The organism is Solibacillus sp. FSL W8-0372 (assembly GCF_037969735.1).
Taxonomy (GTDB): domain Bacteria; phylum Bacillota; class Bacilli; order Bacillales_A; family Planococcaceae; genus Solibacillus; species Solibacillus faecavium.
Map to the genome: position 1 here is coordinate 162545 of NZ_CP150204.1, position 18873 is coordinate 181417.

Annotated in this window: 14 protein-coding genes and 1 pseudogene; 10 read left to right on the forward strand and 5 right to left on the reverse strand. The window is 38.9% G+C overall.

The window, feature by feature from the left end; all coding sequences use genetic code 11:
* Positions 1 to 133 precede the first annotated feature (133 nt).
* Complete coding sequence (locus tag MKY13_RS00810; protein WP_225231388.1) at positions 134 to 1147, forward strand: nucleotide kinase; 1014 nt, start codon at positions 134 to 136, stop codon at positions 1145 to 1147.
* A 49-nt stretch (positions 1148 to 1196) separates the two neighbouring features.
* A complete protein-coding gene (locus tag MKY13_RS00815) occupies positions 1197 to 1766 on the forward strand; it encodes a cupin domain-containing protein (RefSeq protein WP_339214716.1) in 570 nt (189 codons plus the stop codon).
* A gap of 122 nt (positions 1767 to 1888) precedes the next feature.
* Here the strand turns inward: MKY13_RS00815 and MKY13_RS00820 are convergent, their stop codons facing one another.
* Complete coding sequence (locus MKY13_RS00820) at positions 1889 to 2320, reverse strand: DUF4279 domain-containing protein (protein ID WP_339214718.1); 432 nt, start codon at positions 2318 to 2320, stop codon at positions 1889 to 1891.
* Positions 2321 to 2447: 127 nt separating this feature from the next.
* Positions 2448 to 2963: a ClbS/DfsB family four-helix bundle protein gene (locus MKY13_RS00825; RefSeq protein ID WP_339214720.1), complete on the reverse strand. Its 516-nt coding sequence runs from the start codon at positions 2961 to 2963 to the stop codon at positions 2448 to 2450.
* 114 nt (positions 2964 to 3077) lie between these two features.
* On the opposite strand from MKY13_RS00825, the gene MKY13_RS00830 reads away from it, so the two are divergent.
* Positions 3078 to 3860: a glucose 1-dehydrogenase gene (locus tag MKY13_RS00830; protein WP_339214722.1), complete on the forward strand. Its 783-nt coding sequence runs from the start codon at positions 3078 to 3080 to the stop codon at positions 3858 to 3860.
* Positions 3861 to 3938: 78 nt separating this feature from the next.
* Here MKY13_RS00830 and MKY13_RS00835 read toward each other — a convergent pair.
* A pseudogene (locus MKY13_RS00835) lies at positions 3939 to 4284 on the reverse strand (DUF1722 domain-containing protein).
* Positions 4285 to 4560: 276 nt separating this feature from the next.
* Here MKY13_RS00835 and MKY13_RS00840 point away from each other — a divergent pair.
* From MKY13_RS00840 to MKY13_RS00850, 3 genes are all read left to right on the forward strand, one after another.
* Complete coding sequence (locus tag MKY13_RS00840; RefSeq protein ID WP_339216816.1) at positions 4561 to 5856, forward strand: acetamidase/formamidase family protein; 1296 nt, start codon at positions 4561 to 4563, stop codon at positions 5854 to 5856.
* 79 nt (positions 5857 to 5935) lie between these two features.
* Positions 5936 to 6451 carry a hypothetical protein gene (locus MKY13_RS00845; RefSeq protein WP_339214724.1) on the forward strand — a complete coding sequence of 172 codons (516 nt, stop codon included), beginning with the start codon at positions 5936 to 5938 and terminating at the stop codon, positions 6449 to 6451.
* A gap of 186 nt (positions 6452 to 6637) precedes the next feature.
* Positions 6638 to 8092 carry a Fe-S-cluster redox enzyme gene (locus MKY13_RS00850; RefSeq protein WP_339214726.1) on the forward strand — a complete coding sequence of 485 codons (1455 nt, stop codon included), beginning with the start codon at positions 6638 to 6640 and terminating at the stop codon, positions 8090 to 8092.
* A 67-nt stretch (positions 8093 to 8159) separates the two neighbouring features.
* On the opposite strand, the gene MKY13_RS00855 is transcribed toward MKY13_RS00850, so the two are convergent.
* Entirely contained in the window at positions 8160 to 9344 is a 1185-nt protein-coding gene (locus MKY13_RS00855) for a CaiB/BaiF CoA-transferase family protein (protein ID WP_339214727.1), read from the reverse strand.
* 325 nt (positions 9345 to 9669) lie between these two features.
* Complete coding sequence (locus MKY13_RS00860) at positions 9670 to 10521, reverse strand: CAP-associated domain-containing protein (protein WP_339214729.1); 852 nt, start codon at positions 10519 to 10521, stop codon at positions 9670 to 9672.
* 767 nt (positions 10522 to 11288) lie between these two features.
* Between MKY13_RS00860 and MKY13_RS00865 the strand changes: the two genes are divergently transcribed.
* From MKY13_RS00865 to MKY13_RS00880, 4 genes are all read left to right on the forward strand, one after another.
* Positions 11289 to 15668, forward strand: a complete 4380-nt coding sequence (locus MKY13_RS00865) for an S-layer homology domain-containing protein (RefSeq protein WP_339214731.1) — start codon at positions 11289 to 11291, stop codon at positions 15666 to 15668.
* A 253-nt stretch (positions 15669 to 15921) separates the two neighbouring features.
* Positions 15922 to 17040: a DUF418 domain-containing protein gene (locus tag MKY13_RS00870; RefSeq protein WP_339214733.1), complete on the forward strand. Its 1119-nt coding sequence runs from the start codon at positions 15922 to 15924 to the stop codon at positions 17038 to 17040.
* A gap of 9 nt (positions 17041 to 17049) precedes the next feature.
* The gene (locus MKY13_RS00875) at positions 17050 to 18153 is read left to right on the forward strand and encodes a sensor histidine kinase (protein WP_339214735.1); all 1104 of its coding nucleotides are present in this window, start codon (positions 17050 to 17052) and stop codon (positions 18151 to 18153) included.
* Positions 18150 to 18755 carry a response regulator transcription factor gene (locus MKY13_RS00880; RefSeq protein WP_339214737.1) on the forward strand — a complete coding sequence of 202 codons (606 nt, stop codon included), beginning with the start codon at positions 18150 to 18152 and terminating at the stop codon, positions 18753 to 18755. The genes MKY13_RS00875 and MKY13_RS00880 overlap by 4 nt, the downstream gene beginning before the upstream one ends.
* The last annotated feature ends 118 nt before the right edge of the window (positions 18756 to 18873 follow it).

The following is an 18873-nucleotide window of genomic DNA, read 5'->3' on the forward strand; positions in this document are numbered from 1 at the left end:
ACTTTTTTAGGCTTTTAACATAACAATAAAGTTAACAAGGTTATGGAAGGGTGACGTCATAAGCACAACAGTTAAGTATTTCTTCGGTCAGGCAATGACAGGGCAGGGCATAAAAAATATATACAAGGATTTAATGAATGAAGCACAAACGGTGTATTTACTAAAGGGTGCGCACGGCTTCAAAATTTCCGAGCTGCTTCAAAACATCGGTGACTACTATGTTAAAAAGGGCGCTAGTATCGAGTATTTCCATGACCCATTATTTGAGGGCACGGTTGAAGGCATCTTTATTCAAGCACCACATCGGATTTTAATTCTTCAGGCAACCAATCCTTCAATAGAGCCTACTGTTCTTGGGGGACGGGATCATGTCATTTCCCTTTATGATTGTGTAGATGAAGAACAGCTTTCGGCGAATGAAGCGTTGTTCTCTTTGAATGAAAAAAAACAAACCTACTATAATCAATGCTTTGCTGCTCTTTCCAAGGCGATTCATATTCATGATGACTGGGAAGTGGAAACAAGGAAGTATATGAATTGGAACGGATTGAATCAGCAATTTGCAGATTTGACGAATCAATTATTCGGTGAGAAGAAATTGGATAAATCGGGTCAGCTGACCCACCGGCTACTCGGAACGTTAACACCGGCAGGAGCACGTGATACCGTTCAAAGTATTACGCAAAACTTGGAAAAGAGGCTATTCATCAAAGGGTATCCTGGCACAGGTAAATCCTCGATGATGAAGCAATTGGCAAAAGAAGCACAGAGTCGTGGCTATGATGTGCAGCTCGTATGGTGTGGGTTGGATTCCAATTCGATTGATATGGTCATTTTGCCTGAATTAAAGTTCTGTATATTTGATAGTACTGAGCCACATGTTTATTTCCCGGATGAGAATCGTCCTGGCGATGAAGTTTTCGACATCGCTCAGCACTGCCATCCAACAGAAGTGGAGCTAAACAACATTAATGAGCTTGTCGCAAAGTATAAAGCGACTATGCAAGAAGCGAAGCAATTTGCCAAACAATATGCCGACGAAGAACGGAAAGTCCGTGAAGCAGTAGATGCAGCATTAAACGTAGATGAATTCAATAAACGGACAGTCCCGTTATTTGATCTTGTGCAAGAGTTAAAAACCATTTAAAAAAACAAAGCATATGATAATAGAATGAATTTTCGAAAGGAATGATAAAATGTATTATCCTTATGGGTACCCATATCAGCAATACCAGTATCCTACACATATACCGGTCAACCCATATGGGGGTACGCCAGGTAATGTAAATTATCCAATGTGGGTAAATACTACAGCCCCATATAATTGGCAGGGCGACGCCTCAAATCATCAGGGAGTAGTTTTAAAAGATTATGGAAAAAATCCGTTTGTCATCAATATTGAGGAAGCGGCGAGACAGAACCAGACGTATCGTACCGCTCTTTGGACAGGAAATCATCTACAGCTTACTTTAATGAGCATAAATCCTGGTGAGGATGTTGGGCTAGAGGTGCATCCACATGTGGACCAATTCATTCGGATTGAGCAGGGCCAGGGGATTACCCAAATGGGGAAAACAAAAGATAACCTGAATTTTAATAGAATGGTATTTGATGGTTCTGCGATTTTTGTGCCTGCCGGAACGTGGCATAATGTTACAAATACAGGACAGATGCCATTAAAGCTTTATACAATTTATGCACCACCAAATCATCCATTCGGGACGGTTGAACCTACTAAAGCGAGCCATGAAGAGCATAGGAAATAGAATTGAGATGTATTGAGCAATTGAATGACTAACGTTCGGAATGGCGTAAAAAAGCTCAGCTTATTTCTGAGCTTTTTTTGATGGATTATTTAACTATAGTGGGTGTTACTTACCATAAGTGACTATTCTTCTGGTTCACTAAAAGGATATACATACAAATCCATACCAATGGATGCATTGATGGCAGATGCAAATCTACTAAACTCAGGGGAGATTGTTAAACCAGGCGTATATCCATTTATCATTGTTATCACTAATTCAATACGTACATTCAAATTCAATTTTTCTTTTATACGGTTAATTGTATCTGTTTTGTACTGAAAAACATTTAAAATGATACGTAAAGCATCATCTGTATTAAGTGTTTCTATCGTTCCAGATTCGTATTTCCACGCTGTAAATGAACGCATACGCAAATCATTTATTCTATCCCCCATTCGCCAAATAGTTGTTGGCTCTACACCTAACATTTCTGTTACTACTTCTGTGGGGAAATCGTCAATTTCATCTTTACCAGTAAAACTAATGTATGCATATAAATGTGTTTTTTCCATCCAGTCCTCCGATTTAACATTGTATATCCCAATCGTTGTGCAGGTGTTTCATGGTTTCCGTTAGATTTAAAGGCGAAATCCAATTTTCCACACTCTATTGCCTAGTTGCCTTTTTTGCTAATCTATTTTACGACGTTTCCTGCGTAATTTTTTCCGCGATTTTTCCGCATTTTTTAATAGCCCAATCGTAGTGATTTACCGTGTTTGCAGCAAAATAACTGTACAGATTGCTTGTCTTTGTCCATTTATAATATTTCTTTGTGAAAATTTCTTCCTCGGTATGTAAATTGATTAAGTGCATAACACGCTGATGGCTTAATGTAAGGCGCTTCATTGCTGTTGATAAGGATAGGTCTTGGTATTGCTGCCAAATCAGAAAGTTCAGTTCATGTAAATTGCGCCATTTATATCCCGGAGCCGGCATTATTGGCGTATCTCCGTCCATTCCTTCCCGATACCAACGCTCTAACATCGCATGCCATTCGTACAAATGCATAAGGACATCGCGGAAATTTTTATCTCGTTCATTTGTTTCTACCGTTACCGTTCTTTTTCGGGCAGGAATTTGATTAATCAATAAAGTTAGATCATCAAACGATTGCTGTACCTGCTCTATAAACTGCTGTTTTTTAGAACCTTCCAAACTGTATACCTCCTATTTTTTCCTTATCGTACCATATTTTTCAGGCTATAAATTTCAGTTGAAAAGAAAATAATAAGTTGTCATAGAGAGCTATTTATTATAGGAGGACAACTCATGAATCGTTTTGAAGAAAAGGTCGTAATTGTAACGGGTGCTGGCTCGGGATTAGGACAGGCTGCAGCATTACAGCTGGCAAAAGAAGGCGCTAAGCTAGTGCTTGTTGATATAAACCAGGCGGGATTAGATGATACGAAGTCGAAAGTACAAGCAGTAGCGCCAAAAGTGGAGACACTTCTAGTTACAGCAAATGTGGCAACGGAAAGCGAAGTAGAGAACTTTGTCAATCAAACGGTGGAACGCTTCGGCAAGATTGATGCCTTCTTTAACAATGCCGGAGTCGAAGGAAAACAAAATTTAACAGAAGACTATGGGACCGATGAGTTCCAAAAAGTTGTCTCAATCAACTTAAATGGCGTATTTTACGGTATGAAGTATGTATTAAAGGTAATGAAGGAACAAGGCTATGGAACGATCGTCAATACGGCGTCTGTCGGCGGTATCCGCGGGGTGGGAAATCAGTCAGGATATGCTGCGAGTAAGCATGGCGTAGTTGGGTTAACAAGAAACTCCGCGGTAGAGTATGGTGAGTTCGGGATTTCTGTAAAAGCAATTGCCCCTGGTGCGATTATGACACCTATGGTCGAAGGATCTTTGCGTCAAATGGGCGGCGATAACTGGGAAGAAGCCGGTAAAAAATTTGTCCAAGGTAATCCGATGAAACGCTTTGGTAAACCAGAAGAAATAGGTTACTTAGTGGCATTTTTATTATCCAATCAAGCTGACTTCATTAATGGTGCTGTTATTCCGATTGATGGCGGACAATCATATAAATATTAATCAAACGACTTATAAGAGCGAAATAAAAAGCGCTTTTATAGGTTTTTTATTTTTCAGGAAGCATCGATCCCGAATCATTCAATCCTTCAAAATACGACTTTCCAGTAAATAGTTTACTTCATATTTCTGAGCCAATCCTTTTAGTAATTGTAATAGTCCAGTAAAATCTGTTTCCTCCAGCAATCGTTCATACTGCATTTTTTCTTCTGCACTTGCACATTTAAAGTATCCCCACATATGTTGGCATGCATTGCGCATACTGCCGTTTGTCGCTGTTTGATTATGTGCATCCGTGATGAGCTGAGCCACCTCGTCATATGATAAATTATCCTTCATTGCTTGTCGGATCGCATTAGTTCTGGCTATGGAACATGACACGATATTTTTCCTCCCGCCATAACTGCTCGGTCTGCTTGTGGTTCATACAATGCTACCCCCTTCTTATACTGAATAATTTCCTTTTTATTATCATTATATAAGATAAAGAAATGTTTTACATTTGTTAATAAATCACCTCGATATTAGTATGTAAAAAATTGTATAATAGAGTAAGAGCATATTTTTATGAACAGAAACGAAATACATTTTAAATTTACTGAATATACATACAATTTAAAGGGGAGAGGGTTTTTTTATGTTAAATGATCTTGCACCTAATTTTGAACAACAAGAGGATTTATTGAATCCAGAGCAATCAGCTATTGAAGCTGCTGAAACATTATTCGTCAATGAATTTACAGATGGGATACTAAATCCAAATGCACCGATGCTGGGACCGGTAAAGGATGGCGGCACGATTATCGCTAATACAGCACCTGGGTGTTGGGGACCAATGATTACACCGATCATTCGAGGTGGACATGAAGTGACAAGACCTGTGTATGTGGAAGGCGCGGAAGTAGGGGACGCAATCGTTATCCAGATTAAATCCATTCAAGTGACATCGATTGCTACTTCTTCAGGTACGGATGAAGCACAGCTAGATCGATTTATCGGAGATCCATTTGTGAAGGTGAAATGTCCGGGCTGCGGTAAGTTGCATCCTACAACCGTCGTACAAGGTATTGGGCAGGAGTCGGTAAAATGTGTGACATGTGGTACGGATACGACACCGTTTAAAATCTCGAATGGCTACACGATGACATTTAATTCAAAAGGCGAAATCGGATTGACTGTTGGAAAAGAAGCAGCACGTCGAATCGCCTTGGATGCAAAGAATTTTATGCGAACACCGGAAAAGTCCATTCAAAATCCAATTACGTCGTTTGGACCAAGTGATTTAATTGGTGTGATGGCAAGAATGCGCCCTTTTGTCGGGCAGCTAGGAACAACACCATCCAAGGTAATGCCGGATTCCCATAATGCAGGTGATTTTGGCACGTTCTTAATTGGAGCACCACATGAGTTTACGATGACGGAAGATGAACTTGATATTCACCGTACAGATGGACATATGGATATTAACCGCGTTCGTGAAGGGGCAGTAGTAATCTGTCCGGTAAAGGTACCGGGCGGCGGTGTCTATGTAGGGGATATGCATGCAATGCAAGGTGATGGAGAAATTGCCGGGCATACGACAGATGTAGCAGGGATTGTGCAGCTGCAGGTGAGTGTATTAAAGAAAGTGAATTTGGAAGGGCCAATTATTCTACCTAATGAAGAGGACTTACCGTACACGGCGAAACCGTTTACTAAAGAAGAGAAACGCAAGGCACGCGAACTGGCGGAGGAATTCGGTGTGAAGCAGGTGGAAGATAGTTTCCCATTGTCAATAGTTGGTACAGGACAAAATTTAAATATAGCAACAGACAATGCACTGGAGCGTACAGCGAAACTATTTGAAATGACAGTGGATGAAGTGAGAAACCGCGCGACAATAACAGGTTCCATTGAAATAGGGCGTCATCCCGGTGTCGTAACTGCTACAGTTCAAATGCCGAAATCACTTCTAAAAAAGGCTAGACTCTTTAAAACAATTAAACGCCAGTACGATTAAGGAGCTTAAGTACTGGAAGTTTTTTTCAATTGCTTTTCGGGAAACAGGATTGTAATAGAAAAATAGAAGGGGTGATGCTATGCAACCATTAATTAGGAAAATAGAAGCAGTTGTCATCTCCATTGGGGTTCAGTCAGGTGTGGGGACTATCGAGGCCGTAAGTGAAAAGGACGACAGCAAAAAGGCAATCTTTCAAATTACGTCAAAAACGCCATTAATGACAAAGGACGGCTATCAAATTGGTATTTCAGCCATCCCGGTGAAGGCAAAAATTATTGTGTTCGTTGATTCTAAAAGTCCATCTCCAATGGTCTCGCCCCCACATATTACGCCACTGCTCGTTATTTATGATCAGTATGATAAAAAAGGAGAAGTATGTGTTGGTGCGTTTGATAAAATGCTCTATTGCGAACAGTTGAATCTCAAGCTCCATATTAATGAAGGAACAGAAATAGTGGATTTAACTGGGAAGCGAGTGGATCGAAGCGAATTGACTGAAAAAATGGTATTCGTTTTCTATGACCGTGCAACACGCAGCATGCCAGTACAAGCAAATCCAACGAAACTCATTGTGACACCTTATAGTGCATACTAAATAGTGAAAGGGCATATCGATTTTTACCCGCAGTCGTATGAGTTTACTACCATTCTGATACGGAGTTGCGTTAATAGATCGGTATGCTTTTCTTATGGGAAAAAATAAATTTCCTTTTCATGTACTTCTAAATTTTGTTATATTTTTGTATAGAGAAAAGACAAGGGAAGGAGGAGGATATTGTTGTTGCTTTCGTATGATGAGCAGCTTTTCCAACAAACGAACGGACAAATAGGGGAGAAGCTTGAGCAAGCTTTGGAAGAACCATCTCTGTTTGATGGAAACCTCCCTATTTGGGGCGCTCCCATGTATAGTGACACTTTTTTGTTGAAGCAGGAGCGTGCGGAGAAATTTTGTTTTCAGCTAGTGAAATATTATTGGGGTAAATTTGATTTATTTTTTTACGATTCTTTTAGCAAGGCAAATATGAATGTCGATATGGCCAATGAAAAGTTGGGGCAATTTTTTGCACAGCCACAAAACAGAAAACAACTATTCACATTTTTACATACGCAAGGGGAAGTCGAATTTGAACAGTTAATAGAATTTATCTTTGCAAAGGCTATTCGTACACCCCGTCCACAAACAGGGCTTAATAAAATTTATGTTTATAAAGTCAACAATCAATTTTTTGTACAGCCCATCTATTGTGAGCATGAAAAGTTCTGGCAAGTGATTGGCGCCAAAAAAATATATTCAGTATTTTTACAGCTTCCTTTGAAGAAAATCTCGCGCCCTGTGGAATTAATGGCAACTTTTAAAGCACTGCTTGCCGAGCAGTTGACCGTTAATCGGGTGGCGACAATCGTTCATAAGCTCATACAGAAAATCGATTTTGAAAATCCGAAATCCGATGAATTAAAGCAGCTCCATCTATTGAATGTTCGCACACATTTTACGAGTGGACGCCGCCATATGTTAAAGCTCCGCAAATGCATCTATGCCCTTCAGCGAAATTGGCAGACCGGGGAGTTTGCACTCAATAACAAAGAGTATACGTTGCTTGGTTATATGCTATTTCAAGAGGCCGTATTTAAAAAGGATTACAGGAATATTTTAATGCAGGGGATGTACTTAATTGAGGAAGAACGACTGAATAACCACGCCATCGAGCTTGTCGTAGAATATACGGACGTTTTAAGTAGTATGAACCCTCAGCCGGATGCACTCGTAAAGCATTACCGGAAAAATTATATAGAGCATGTGTTTTATGAACTGATAGATAGCGTAGTAAAAGAGGAGAAATTTGAACAAGGAATCGAGCTTTTGAGAAATTATGAGCTTGCAACTTGTACAGTTATTTTCGAATTGCTGCAATCTGATGACTATGAGGATATTTTACATAAAATTGAGGCAACGGTTCAGCGTGATATTGCCAATTTAGTAGATGGTTCCATCCATAAAGTTCGTGAATCGCTGGCGACATGGCAAATTGAATATTTGGATCCACGAAGTCCATATAATGCAATTGCTCTAATGACATCCCAACATATTTGCAATTTGTTGAAAATCCTGTTTTATGCAGAGGAAGATAACTTAGTGGAAAAGTTATTGGCTGTATATAAGAAATATTTACTCGTACCTGCTCATTTTTATAATCTGCGTCAGTTTATTGAGCATCGGGTTATGATAACCCGTTAACGATAAAAAGTAGGGTGGAAGAAAGGTGAATCAACGGATTCTTTGGAATCTAGATTCACCTTTTTATTTAAATTAACACACCATTTGCTTTGAGCTTTTCAATTTCTTCTTGAGTATAGCCGTATGTTTTTAAAATTTCCTCAGTATGTGCACCCATTTTTGCCCCAACATATTGGTACGTAGGCTCGACTCCGCTAATTTTTAAGGCTGTGCCGATTTGGCGCTGTGTTGAGCCATCTGATTTTTTCACATCTACGAGCATATTGCGGGCCTGGATTTGTGGATGGTTGCATGCTTCATCAAATGTAAGTACGGGTTCTACGCAACCTTCGAAATCTTCATTAAAAATTTCCAGCCATTGATCAAATGTTTTTGTGCAAAAGGCGTCCGTTACTGCCTCTTTAAATCGCTGCTGTGTATAGGATGAGTCATTAAATGTGCTGTCAATAAGCTCCGGAATTTCTAACGCTTCACATAATAGTTTACGGAATTGCGGCTCTAGACTGCCGACTGAAAAATATCGCCCGTCTTTTGTCCGGTAATAATCATAAAATGTGCCACCATTTAAAATTTCCTCTTCCGGCTGAGGAGGGCGCCCGCTTCCAAGGTATTGAGTGCCGTACAGCGCGTTCATCGCAAACATGGCATCGGTCATAGATACATCAATGAATTTCCCCTCACCGGATTTTTCACGATGCAGTGCCGCAGCTAATATTCCGATGGCAGCATGCATTGTCCCCCCGGCAATATCCGCAATCTGAATCCCCATCGCAACAGGCTTTTTATCCTTTAAACGTGAATGATTCAATACCCCGCCAACTGATAAATAGTTATTATCATGACCTGGGCGTGTTGCGTATGGGCCCGTTTGACCGTATCCTGTGATTGCACAGTAAATAAGGCGCGGATTAATCTCACGCAATGTATCATAATCAATGCCTAGACGCTTCATGACACCTGGGCGAAAACCTTCGATAATAATGTCGTAATCCTTCACGAGCTTTTTAACAATTTCAATGCCTTCTTCAGATTTCAGATTTAGTTGCAGTGACTTTTTCGAGCGGTTTAAATGCTGATGAATGTAGGATTCCTTCTCTTCATCATAAGGCGGCATTATACGCATTAAATCAACTCGGCGATTTGATTCAATATGGATGACTTCTGCCCCTAAGTCTGCAAACATCATCGTAGCAAGTGGTCCCGGTAACAGAGAACAAAAATCCAGTATTTTTAATCCATTTAAAATTGTCATGCCCATCCCCCTTAATGATCACACATTGTATTAATACAGGTTAATATAAATTTATTGTATTATAACAGTTAATAAGATAAATTCCTATATTTATCCTTTTTAATATGAAAAATTTTAAAATTTATTCAGGATGTACATAAGAAAACAACTATCTCTTTCAATAGTATTCTATTATTATATTTTAAATACTCAGAAAATTATAGTGCAAAAATAAGCAAATGTAGCAAAATATGCAGAAAAAAGGGTTATTTTGGACAACTATTTCTCAAATGGAAAGATAAAAGGCCGCATTAAAAGTAACATCACTCTTAATACGACCTGTAGATTATAAGGAATAAAAATTGATGGTAAAGTAAGGCAGGCTTTGGGTATTGAATTCGACGCCAACAAATGCGTGGGTAAATTGCTCACGCAAAATGTTTTCCCGGTGAGTCAAGGAGTTCATTAACGCTTCATGTGCGTAAATGGCACTATATTGACCACATGCTAAGTTTTCGCCCCACCAGTCATATGCCATGCCGCCATTTTTCATGCGGGCTCCACCACGTAAGCCTTGCATATCCATATGACCGAAATAGTTGTAAGTGGCCATGCTTAAGCTATGGCTACGGGCAATGGCGTTATATTCCGGTGTATATTGTAAAGGAAGCAACCCTTCCGAAACGCGCGAAGCATTAATCAGATCCATCATCAAATCTTCAAAGCCGTCTCGTAAAGCTGGTGATGGCGCAGCAAAGAAGCCTACTTTGGACATTTCTGTTTCGGTATCTATTGCCATAATGGATCGCACTTGAAAGTTTTTATGCACATCATAAAAGAATGTTACATATTGATGATCAATTAAATAAGTACCGCTTGTTTCAGCATTGTATTTATCATCATAGTACTGCCTGAAGCGTCGATTGTTTTTTATAATATGGGTTATTGGTTCGCCGTATTGTGCTTTTACTGCCTGACGTGAGTCACCAATGGAAATACCACAGACCGCTTGTCCAATGCGTGTTTCATAGCCGGCTACCGCAATGTTATTTTTAGTGCCAATTAAATGGAACTGGTTATAGTCTAAAGAGGGGATGCTCCATTCAAAATCATATTCTGATGCAAAAATTTTGATTGCAGTTGTTTTTGTGACTACCGTAGACTCAGTTGTTAATGGAATAAGAACATCTTGATTCATCGCTTTCCCCTTTGCCGATTTCAATGAATATATCACATAATCTTATAGTTGTATTTGTTATTTCTAGTTCTACTACTCACGAATACTATATTAGCGCAATTACTATGGAACTTTCATGAAAGATGATTTGCTAAGCTTTAAATAAACGGTAAAGTTATAACAGGTCGTGTGTGAAAATACCTATATTAGGTTTAATTAATTCCATATAGCGGCAGTTTATAAGTTATATGTATAAAAATAACAATTAGAATAAAGGCGCATAAGTTTAAAATATAAATGTATTAAGGAGTAAAATATAACATTATAGTTTATTTTATTGCAACGGAAATTTGAAATTCACATTTTCATCATTTTAAACTGGGTAATTTGAATTATTTTTCATTCAATGTATGTGAGGAGCGAACAAATTAATAATAAAAATAATGAAAATAGACAATTTTATATGGCGTCTTGCAGAGACTATCATTTGCTGATTAAATGCTAGTGATTAGAACTATTTTTGTGCGGGTAATGTATAAATGGTTGGCTATTTATTATAGAACGGTTTTGCTTTCTGACTTTCGAGTCGAAAAGCAAAACCGTTCCTTTTTGTTTATAAAGAAGTAAAGGATACTTCTTTTAAGTATTATGTGAACGATTTTCCTACTTTAAAAAGAAAAACTATATAAATTTGATACAGTTTTGTGCACTATTGTCCGATATAAAGAGCGTACGTGCTAAAAAGATGTACCATAACTCGACACTTCAAAAAGGGGGGAGTCTCAAACATGGATTCGAAAAAAGGAAAAAAGCTTTCGAAGGCTACAGTCGCAACAGTTTTAGCAGCGAGTGGTGTCATCGTGGCCATGCCGCAGCAGACAAATGCCTATTCATTTAGCGATTTAAATCCATTTGCAGATTATTATGAGCCCATTTTAGATTTAGCCAGCCGTAAAATTGCGACAGGTTATTCAGATGGCACATTTAAACCAAATCAAGCCATCACTCGGGAAGATGCCGCTAAAATGCTGGCACTAACGATTGATGTTAATATAACAAATCCAAAAAACCCAGGTTTCAAAGATGTACAGATGAGCAATCCAAACTACCGCTACATTGCAGCATTGGCAGAGGCAGGGGTTATTAACGGGTATTCCGATAAAACATTTAAGCCGAAAGAACCGATTACACGCGGACAAATGGCGAAAATTTTAACACTTGGTTTCAAATTTGGGGTTTCCTCAAAGCTTAACCACGGATTTAAGGATGTTAACGCAAAAAATGCGAATGCCTACTTCATCCAAACACTTTATGACCTGAATGTAACGAAGGGGAAGACACCTGTTTCATTTGATCCGTTTAATACTGTAACTCGTGCACAAATGGCAACATTTATATGGCGTGCGGAAAAGGCCGATCGAGGCAATCCTGTATATGCGGTTGGCGATATTACTGGCAATCAAATTTACATAAACGGTGTTGCGCATACGATTGCGCCGCATTTACGGAGCATTTTAAATGCAGCAAATAAAAACGTGTTGCAAGGTGCCTTTATTGAAGGAAATTTTTCAGGAAATACAGTTCAGAACATTACGAAGCTGACAATTAATGCGAGCGGAAATTCCTCTCGATTATTAGCGCTTGATGGAGGCTATTCTTCTTTTGCAGGGGAGCTCATCGTACATGGTAGCTATGTGCGCTTTAAAAATATTAACTTTACTGGGCGTGTGGAAGTGGCGGAAGCGCCGAGACGTTCGCTTGCTTCATTAAGCAATACGCGTATTGCAAGCGTTGGCAAGATCGCATCATTCATCGATTGGGGAAAACCGACTGTTCCAAAAAATGAAGATTTCCTGAACCCAGTTGATAAAGAAACATTACAAGAGAAGCCCGACCCAACAAAGCCACCTCATTTACAGAAGTATACAGACCGTATGTCGAACTTAAAGAAATATGTGGACTTTGAAAACGCGGATATCCGTCATTTATATGTAACGTCCGATCGTACATTTGTAAAAGCCAATTACGAAATTGACCGTCTGACATTACAAGGAAATGTGGCAAATGTTGAGCTATATGCAAGTCCGAAGGCGATGTACATCGACACAGACTACAATGTATCGGTTTTTGGAGTACATGATATCCAGTATGTATACAAAAACACGTTAAAAAATGTGTCCTTAAAAACAGATAGTACATATGACTATTATTACATCACTTCAAGTAATGGCTTTACGGATATTGGCACACATGCCTATATTACAAACGCAATTATTCCGCCGAACAAAACAGTGAATGATGTTTTTGATGATTATAAAACGGATGATCCGAACATTGGCTATGTAAAGGACGAAAATGGAAAGGCAGTCGACCGTGATCCGGTGGAAAATACGATTATACCGGATGTTACTGGACCGAAAATTACACAGTTGGATGTGGCTGCTGGCGGATCGACAGCGGACGTAACATTAACGGCTGATGAAGATGGAACTTACTACTATGTTGTAAAACCGGCTAAGGAAAAAGCGCCAACGATTAACGAGATTAAAACAGGCGGCACTAAATACAATGGCAGCGGCCCACTCGTAATGGACGAGCCAGTTAAGTTTACAGTAAGCGGTTTAGAAACAATGACGGATTATGTTATTTATGTCATTGTCATCGATAAAATGGATAACGTATCGGAAAAAGAGGAGCAGGAGTTCTCGACGATTGATAATCGACCACCTACATTCCGCTTGGACAAAGGGGAAACGATGTACGGCGGGAAACGTGTGCAGTTTGTCATTAAAGGAATTACCGAGCCCGGCGAATATTACTACTATATCCGTGAGAAATCACCAGTGGCAATGCCCGATCCGACTGTTGATGAAATTATAAAACGTTATACAGGAAAAGGGACGATAGCAAAGCCTGATGATGTTGTCATTACCGAAACAAAATACGGTGCAACCCCAGCCATTGGCGACATTAAGCCAAACACTGAGTATGAAATTTATGCTGTCATGGTGGATAAATCAGGGAATAAAATGCGCAATCCCGCTCCGAAAATTACATTGAAGACGGAAGCACCTGATACGACATATCCGTATGTACTGGATCCGCCAGAGCTACAATTGGCGGATAAGGAAAAAGGCTATTTCTACATTAACGTAAGTGAAGAACTGGACAAGGCAACTGCTGAAAATCCGGATAATTATTTACTATCCGGTACAGGGATTGTGAATATATCTGGTCATAAGGAAATGAAGCCAGTCGAGGTACAATATTCGAATAAGCGAATTCGTTTAACGATTCCTTCAGTAAGCTCTTTAGTTAACGGGGATACGATTGTTGCGACAATATTAAAAGGTGTAAAAGACTTAGCGGAAAATGAATTTGAAAATAAAGAGACAGTAGCGGTAGGTGTAGAACCAAGAAACTACGCTCAGTACAATCACTCGGATTCGGTGAAACCAGAATTAACAATTAAAAATGTAATTACTGGTCCAAGTAAATATGAAGTAGAGGTGGAAGCGAAAAAAGCCGGTACTTATTATTACATGATTTTACCGAATGATTTTGATTTTAGAAATATAACGAGTCGTGATTTTGTAGATGAATTTTCAAATGATTCGAAAGTAGTTACGGGCAAATTCCAAACAACTACACCTCTAGGTAAGCAAAATGCTTATATTGGGAACGGTCAAAACCCTGCACCATTAGGAACCTTTAAGTTCGATGTAACAAAACCAGGAACACCTCCACGGGATCCATTTAAAAGCTACAAAATTTACATGGTGTTAAAGGATCGTTCGGGACAGCTTTCGGAGATTATGAATAAGAATTTAATTGATGATGTTAAGCCACCGTTAGTAACAGATGTCATGATTGAGAATGTGATTGGTAGCGATACGCAGATTAAATTCACAGCCTATGTCGATGAGAAAGCAAATTTCTATGTATTACCTGTAAGGAAATATAAAAGAGAGACAAGAGATGGCAAAGAAGTATATGCATTAAATACTGATTACTTTGATGCATCGGGAAATTTAAAAGATATTACGACTGTGTTAAGCACAACAGCCAATGCACCAGATTTATTTAATAAGTTTAAATCTTTAGGGGCAAAGGATATAGGTGGCTCAACAGGTAAAGGTACATTTATTAATATTCCAAGGGAAAGTCTTCTAAATTTAACAGCTCACGAAGAATATGGCTTCTATATAGGGGCAGTTGATACAATTGGAAACTTTACAATTTTAGAGAAGAGTTCAGCACTAGTAATTGAGGAAGACGAGCCAAAAGGTCCGCAGATGAAGACGACGCTTTATATGGATGGGACGAAGCCTTATATTAAAAATGATGGATTAGTTACTAGACAAAGTAATTCATTTAACTCATCGTTTATGGAAACCACATTTACAATTACATTTAATGAAGCAATTATGCGTCAGGATGATTTAAGCGGATTATCAAATTATAATAAGACGGCAATACCGGCAAGCGGTACGTTTAATCTATCATCAATTTTGGAATTTAACGGTGCAAATATTAACGATTATGAATTTGTAAGTTATTCAGTAGGTACGAGTACTACAAGCGAATCTAAGTTAATTATTCGTCCGAAAAATGCAGCAGCAGCTATGCAAACATTCCGAGTGAAGATGATAGAAGATACTACAGGAGCAACTGTTTACGATTATAAAGATCAAAATGGATTTGATACGACGAAAATTGGAACTTATATTTATCCAGCATCGATTATTAATCAAATGTCAGTTGCACAATTAAATACACCTTATGTGTTAGATACAGTGGTAGAAACAAGTTCTAAAAAGCTGAATTTATCTGTTGATTTTGATGTGGATTTAGGTTTAGTACAACGTTATTATTACGCTGTTGTTCTCGGAACAACTACGATTAAACCAACTGCTGAAGAAGTGATAAACGCAGTAAGAACTAATACTGTATCATCAAGTAGCCCAATTTATATTTATGGATCTGATATGATTGACGGAAGCGCAGGTAAGAGTCAAGTGTTGCCATTAGAAACAGGTAAAATTAGAGCATCAGATGTATTCAAAACAGGACATAAAATTTATATGTTTACCGTTGATAAATACGGAAATATTGTATGGGCAAAACATAAAACAATAGATCAAGATTATATTGAAATCACAAAGTAATAAATATTTTGCACCTGGTGTGAAAACAGTACAAATAACAACAGATTCAAACCAATCTTACAGTGGTCAAAGCTACGTAGGATTGGTTTTTTTATATCAAAAATAATATATTCCAGTTAAGATAGGTACAGTTAGCTAAAATATATAACACTAATAAATGACACGTGTCATCTGGATTTATTGACGCCTGTCGATATTTTCATAAGTATCCCCCAATGTACGATAAAGGTACGAAAATGGAGGGGGCAATAATATGAAACGTATTGCATTGATCGATATTTTAAGAGGAATCGCCATTTTAGGGACGCTTGGAACGAATATTTGGATTTTTGCCCATTTAGGGGATTTAAAGTATATAACGACCACGGACTTTACCGGTTGGTCGAATATGAATGATATTTTACGCATGCTTGTACTGTTTGTGTTTAACGGTAAGCTACTCGGCATGTTAACGATTATGTTCGGAGTAGGGATGGCGATAAAATACGAGCAATCCATAAGGCGAAATCAGCCTTGGGTAGGTATGTATAAGTGGGTAATCGTATTTTTAATGGTAGAAGGTCTTCTGCACTACGTACTTGTAATGGAGTATGATGTGCTCATGAGCTATGCCGTCACTGCAGCAATTATCGCTGTCATTCTAAAGCGCGGGGAACGGGCAATGACATGGGCGTTATGGGTTGCTGGAGCAATACATTTAGGGATGATTGCTCTCATTTTCATTTCCATGTTGCTAGGACCAGCATTTTCAATGGCAAGCTCTCCGGAACTGATTGCGATTTATGCAGAAGGAACATGGCTGGAGCAGGTACAGAATCGTCTGGCGAATTTTATTTTTTTTAGAACAGAGGCAATTTTTATTATTCCTTTAAATATATGTTTATTTATTATTGGTATAAAGCTTATGCAGGACGGTGCTTTCTCCTTTAATGAGAGCGGCATTGCCATTCAGCGTAAACTGCTCACTTGGGGTCTAGGTCTTGGACTGCCTTTGAATGTATTGATGTTTGTACCAGGAGGTCTATTTGATTTTCCTGTTCGTTATATATTTGCCCCTGTGCTGGCTTTAGGTTATTTAGGACTGATTGCTTTTCTTGTTCGTACTTGGAGTACGTGGCGAGTTTGGAAATGGCTTGAGAAAACCGGTCGGATGTCTTTAAGCTGTTATATTCTGCAAAACATATGTGCCACAGCTATTTTTTATGGATGGGGTTTAGGTCTTGGAGGTAATTTAAATAGTGTGGAAATTATAGGTATTTTTTGTATGATAGTAATAGGACAAATTATATTGGCAAATATTTGGTTAGGTAAATTTTCGTATGGACCAATCGAATGGCTTCGGAAAGGAATGCTACAGAGGCTGGGGAGATAGGGGGGCGACATGCTGGAATGGTATCCTAAAAGTCAGGCAAGATATTATTTAATCATTGATGTACTGACGGTTCTGCTGTTTGGCTATGCAGTTGTCGTTTCGGAACAAATTCCGTCACTTGTTTTTAAACTTGTATTTATAGCCATTTATTTAGGCGCCTATTATATAGCACTGTGGTATCAGGATGGTCTATTGCTTCCTGCTACTGTAATTGGTTTTGTCATTACGGCGTATTTAGCTTATATAGGTGGAGCGCAGTGGATTTTCTTTCAGTTTGCCTTTGCAGATTTTGTCGGGCGCGCTGTCAATCGGCGCGTTTTGTGGATTGCTACATGTATAAATTTTCTCCTTCTTGCCAGTCTCGTCTGGCGCTATCAGGATGTGCTGTTTTCAAACGCACAGTCAATTGTACTGGCGGCTATGGTTTTTATTTTGCTGTTGCCGTGGTTACGCTATTATATTGAGAAATCCAAGCTGCTTCAGCGTGAGGTAGATGAAGCGGCAGTACATATTGCGATGCAGCAGGAACGTCAGCGAATTGCCCGTGATCTGCATGACACTTTAGGGCATACGTTAACGGTGATTAAGGTAAAAACCGAACTCGTTTCCAGGCTGGTGCCAAACGATAGTCACCGTATTCATAAGGAGCTAGATGATATGATACTGACAGTCCGCACAGCCCATAAGCAAGTGCGTGAAATTATATCGGAAATGAACTTTTTATCCTTGGATAGTGAGCTTAAACAATGTGAACAGCTGCTTAAGAATGCCGGTATCCGTGTGCAGATTAATCATCAGCTTACAAATATTCTGCTATCCAGTGTGCAAGAAACGATGCTTGCCTATAGTATCCGAGAGGCGGTAACAAATGTAGTGAAGCACAGTCATGCCACTGAGTGCAAAATACAAATTTACCAAATAGAGGACCGAGTGGAAGTAGCTATTGTTGATAACGGAGTTGGTTTATCCGATAAGCAGCATGGCAATGGATTATTTACGATAAAGGAACGGATGAGGTCATTAAAGGGAAATGCCGAAGTGACGTATGACAAGAGGGGGACAAAAGTGTTCCTGACAATACCACTGTACTCAATACAGGAGGGTGGAAAATGATTAGAATTTGTATCGCCGAGGATCAGCAACTACTAAGAGGTGCGTTAATATCCATTATGGAGCTTGAGGAGGATTTATATATTGTAGGTGAGGCAGCGGATGGACAAGAAGCATGGACTTTAATTGAAAAGGAAAAGCCGGATGTATGCATTTTAGATATTGAAATGCCGCATTTATCCGGATTGGAAGTAGCTGCGAATATACGTCGTCATAATTATCCATGCAAAATTATGATTATGACAACTTTTGCAAGGTCCGGTTATTTGCAGGAAGCAATGGATCTTCATATAGATGCATATGTCCTGAAAGATGAACCGATCCAATATGTAATGGGTGCAGTACGTAAAATTATGCAAGGTGAGAGGGTAATCAGTCAGGATCTTGCTGCTGCTTTATTTATGAATGAAAAAAATCCTCTAAATGAACGGGAAATCAATGTACTAAAGCTCGTGAAGGATGGCTATACGACGAATGAAATTAGTAAGCAGTTATTCCTGACTAAAGGCACAATCCGAAACTACCTATCTTTATCCATTCAGAAGCTGGAAGTTGAAACGAGGCAGCAGGCTGTAAAAAAAGCGGTGGAAAAGGGCTGGATTTAGTCGGGGGTGAGAACGTAAACGACTTTTCCCAAAATGACAGTTCAGTTAAAGAGCTACATAATTAAAAAGAAAATTGCATGGGGTATGGTGAATCATATTATAAATAGAAAAAATATAT

What these genes read in the sequence shown, in the direction of transcription:
- MKY13_RS00880 (WP_339214737.1), top strand. Translation starts at nt 18,150, where the DNA reads ATGATTAGAATTTGTATCGCCGAGGATCAGCAACTACTAAGAGGTGCG.
- MKY13_RS00855 (WP_339214727.1), bottom strand. Translation starts at nt 9,344, where the DNA reads ATGACAATTTTAAATGGATTAAAAATACTGGATTTTTGTTCTCTGTTA.
- MKY13_RS00870 (WP_339214733.1), top strand. Translation starts at nt 15,922, where the DNA reads ATGAAACGTATTGCATTGATCGATATTTTAAGAGGAATCGCCATTTTA.
- MKY13_RS00810 (WP_225231388.1), top strand. Translation starts at nt 134, where the DNA reads ATGAATGAAGCACAAACGGTGTATTTACTAAAGGGTGCGCACGGCTTC.
- MKY13_RS00815 (WP_339214716.1), top strand. Translation starts at nt 1,197, where the DNA reads ATGTATTATCCTTATGGGTACCCATATCAGCAATACCAGTATCCTACA.
- MKY13_RS00820 (WP_339214718.1), bottom strand. Translation starts at nt 2,320, where the DNA reads ATGGAAAAAACACATTTATATGCATACATTAGTTTTACTGGTAAAGAT.
- MKY13_RS00865 (WP_339214731.1), top strand. Translation starts at nt 11,289, where the DNA reads ATGGATTCGAAAAAAGGAAAAAAGCTTTCGAAGGCTACAGTCGCAACA.
- MKY13_RS00860 (WP_339214729.1), bottom strand. Translation starts at nt 10,521, where the DNA reads ATGAATCAAGATGTTCTTATTCCATTAACAACTGAGTCTACGGTAGTC.
- MKY13_RS00845 (WP_339214724.1), top strand. Translation starts at nt 5,936, where the DNA reads ATGCAACCATTAATTAGGAAAATAGAAGCAGTTGTCATCTCCATTGGG.
- MKY13_RS00875 (WP_339214735.1), top strand. Translation starts at nt 17,050, where the DNA reads ATGCTGGAATGGTATCCTAAAAGTCAGGCAAGATATTATTTAATCATT.
- MKY13_RS00830 (WP_339214722.1), top strand. Translation starts at nt 3,078, where the DNA reads ATGAATCGTTTTGAAGAAAAGGTCGTAATTGTAACGGGTGCTGGCTCG.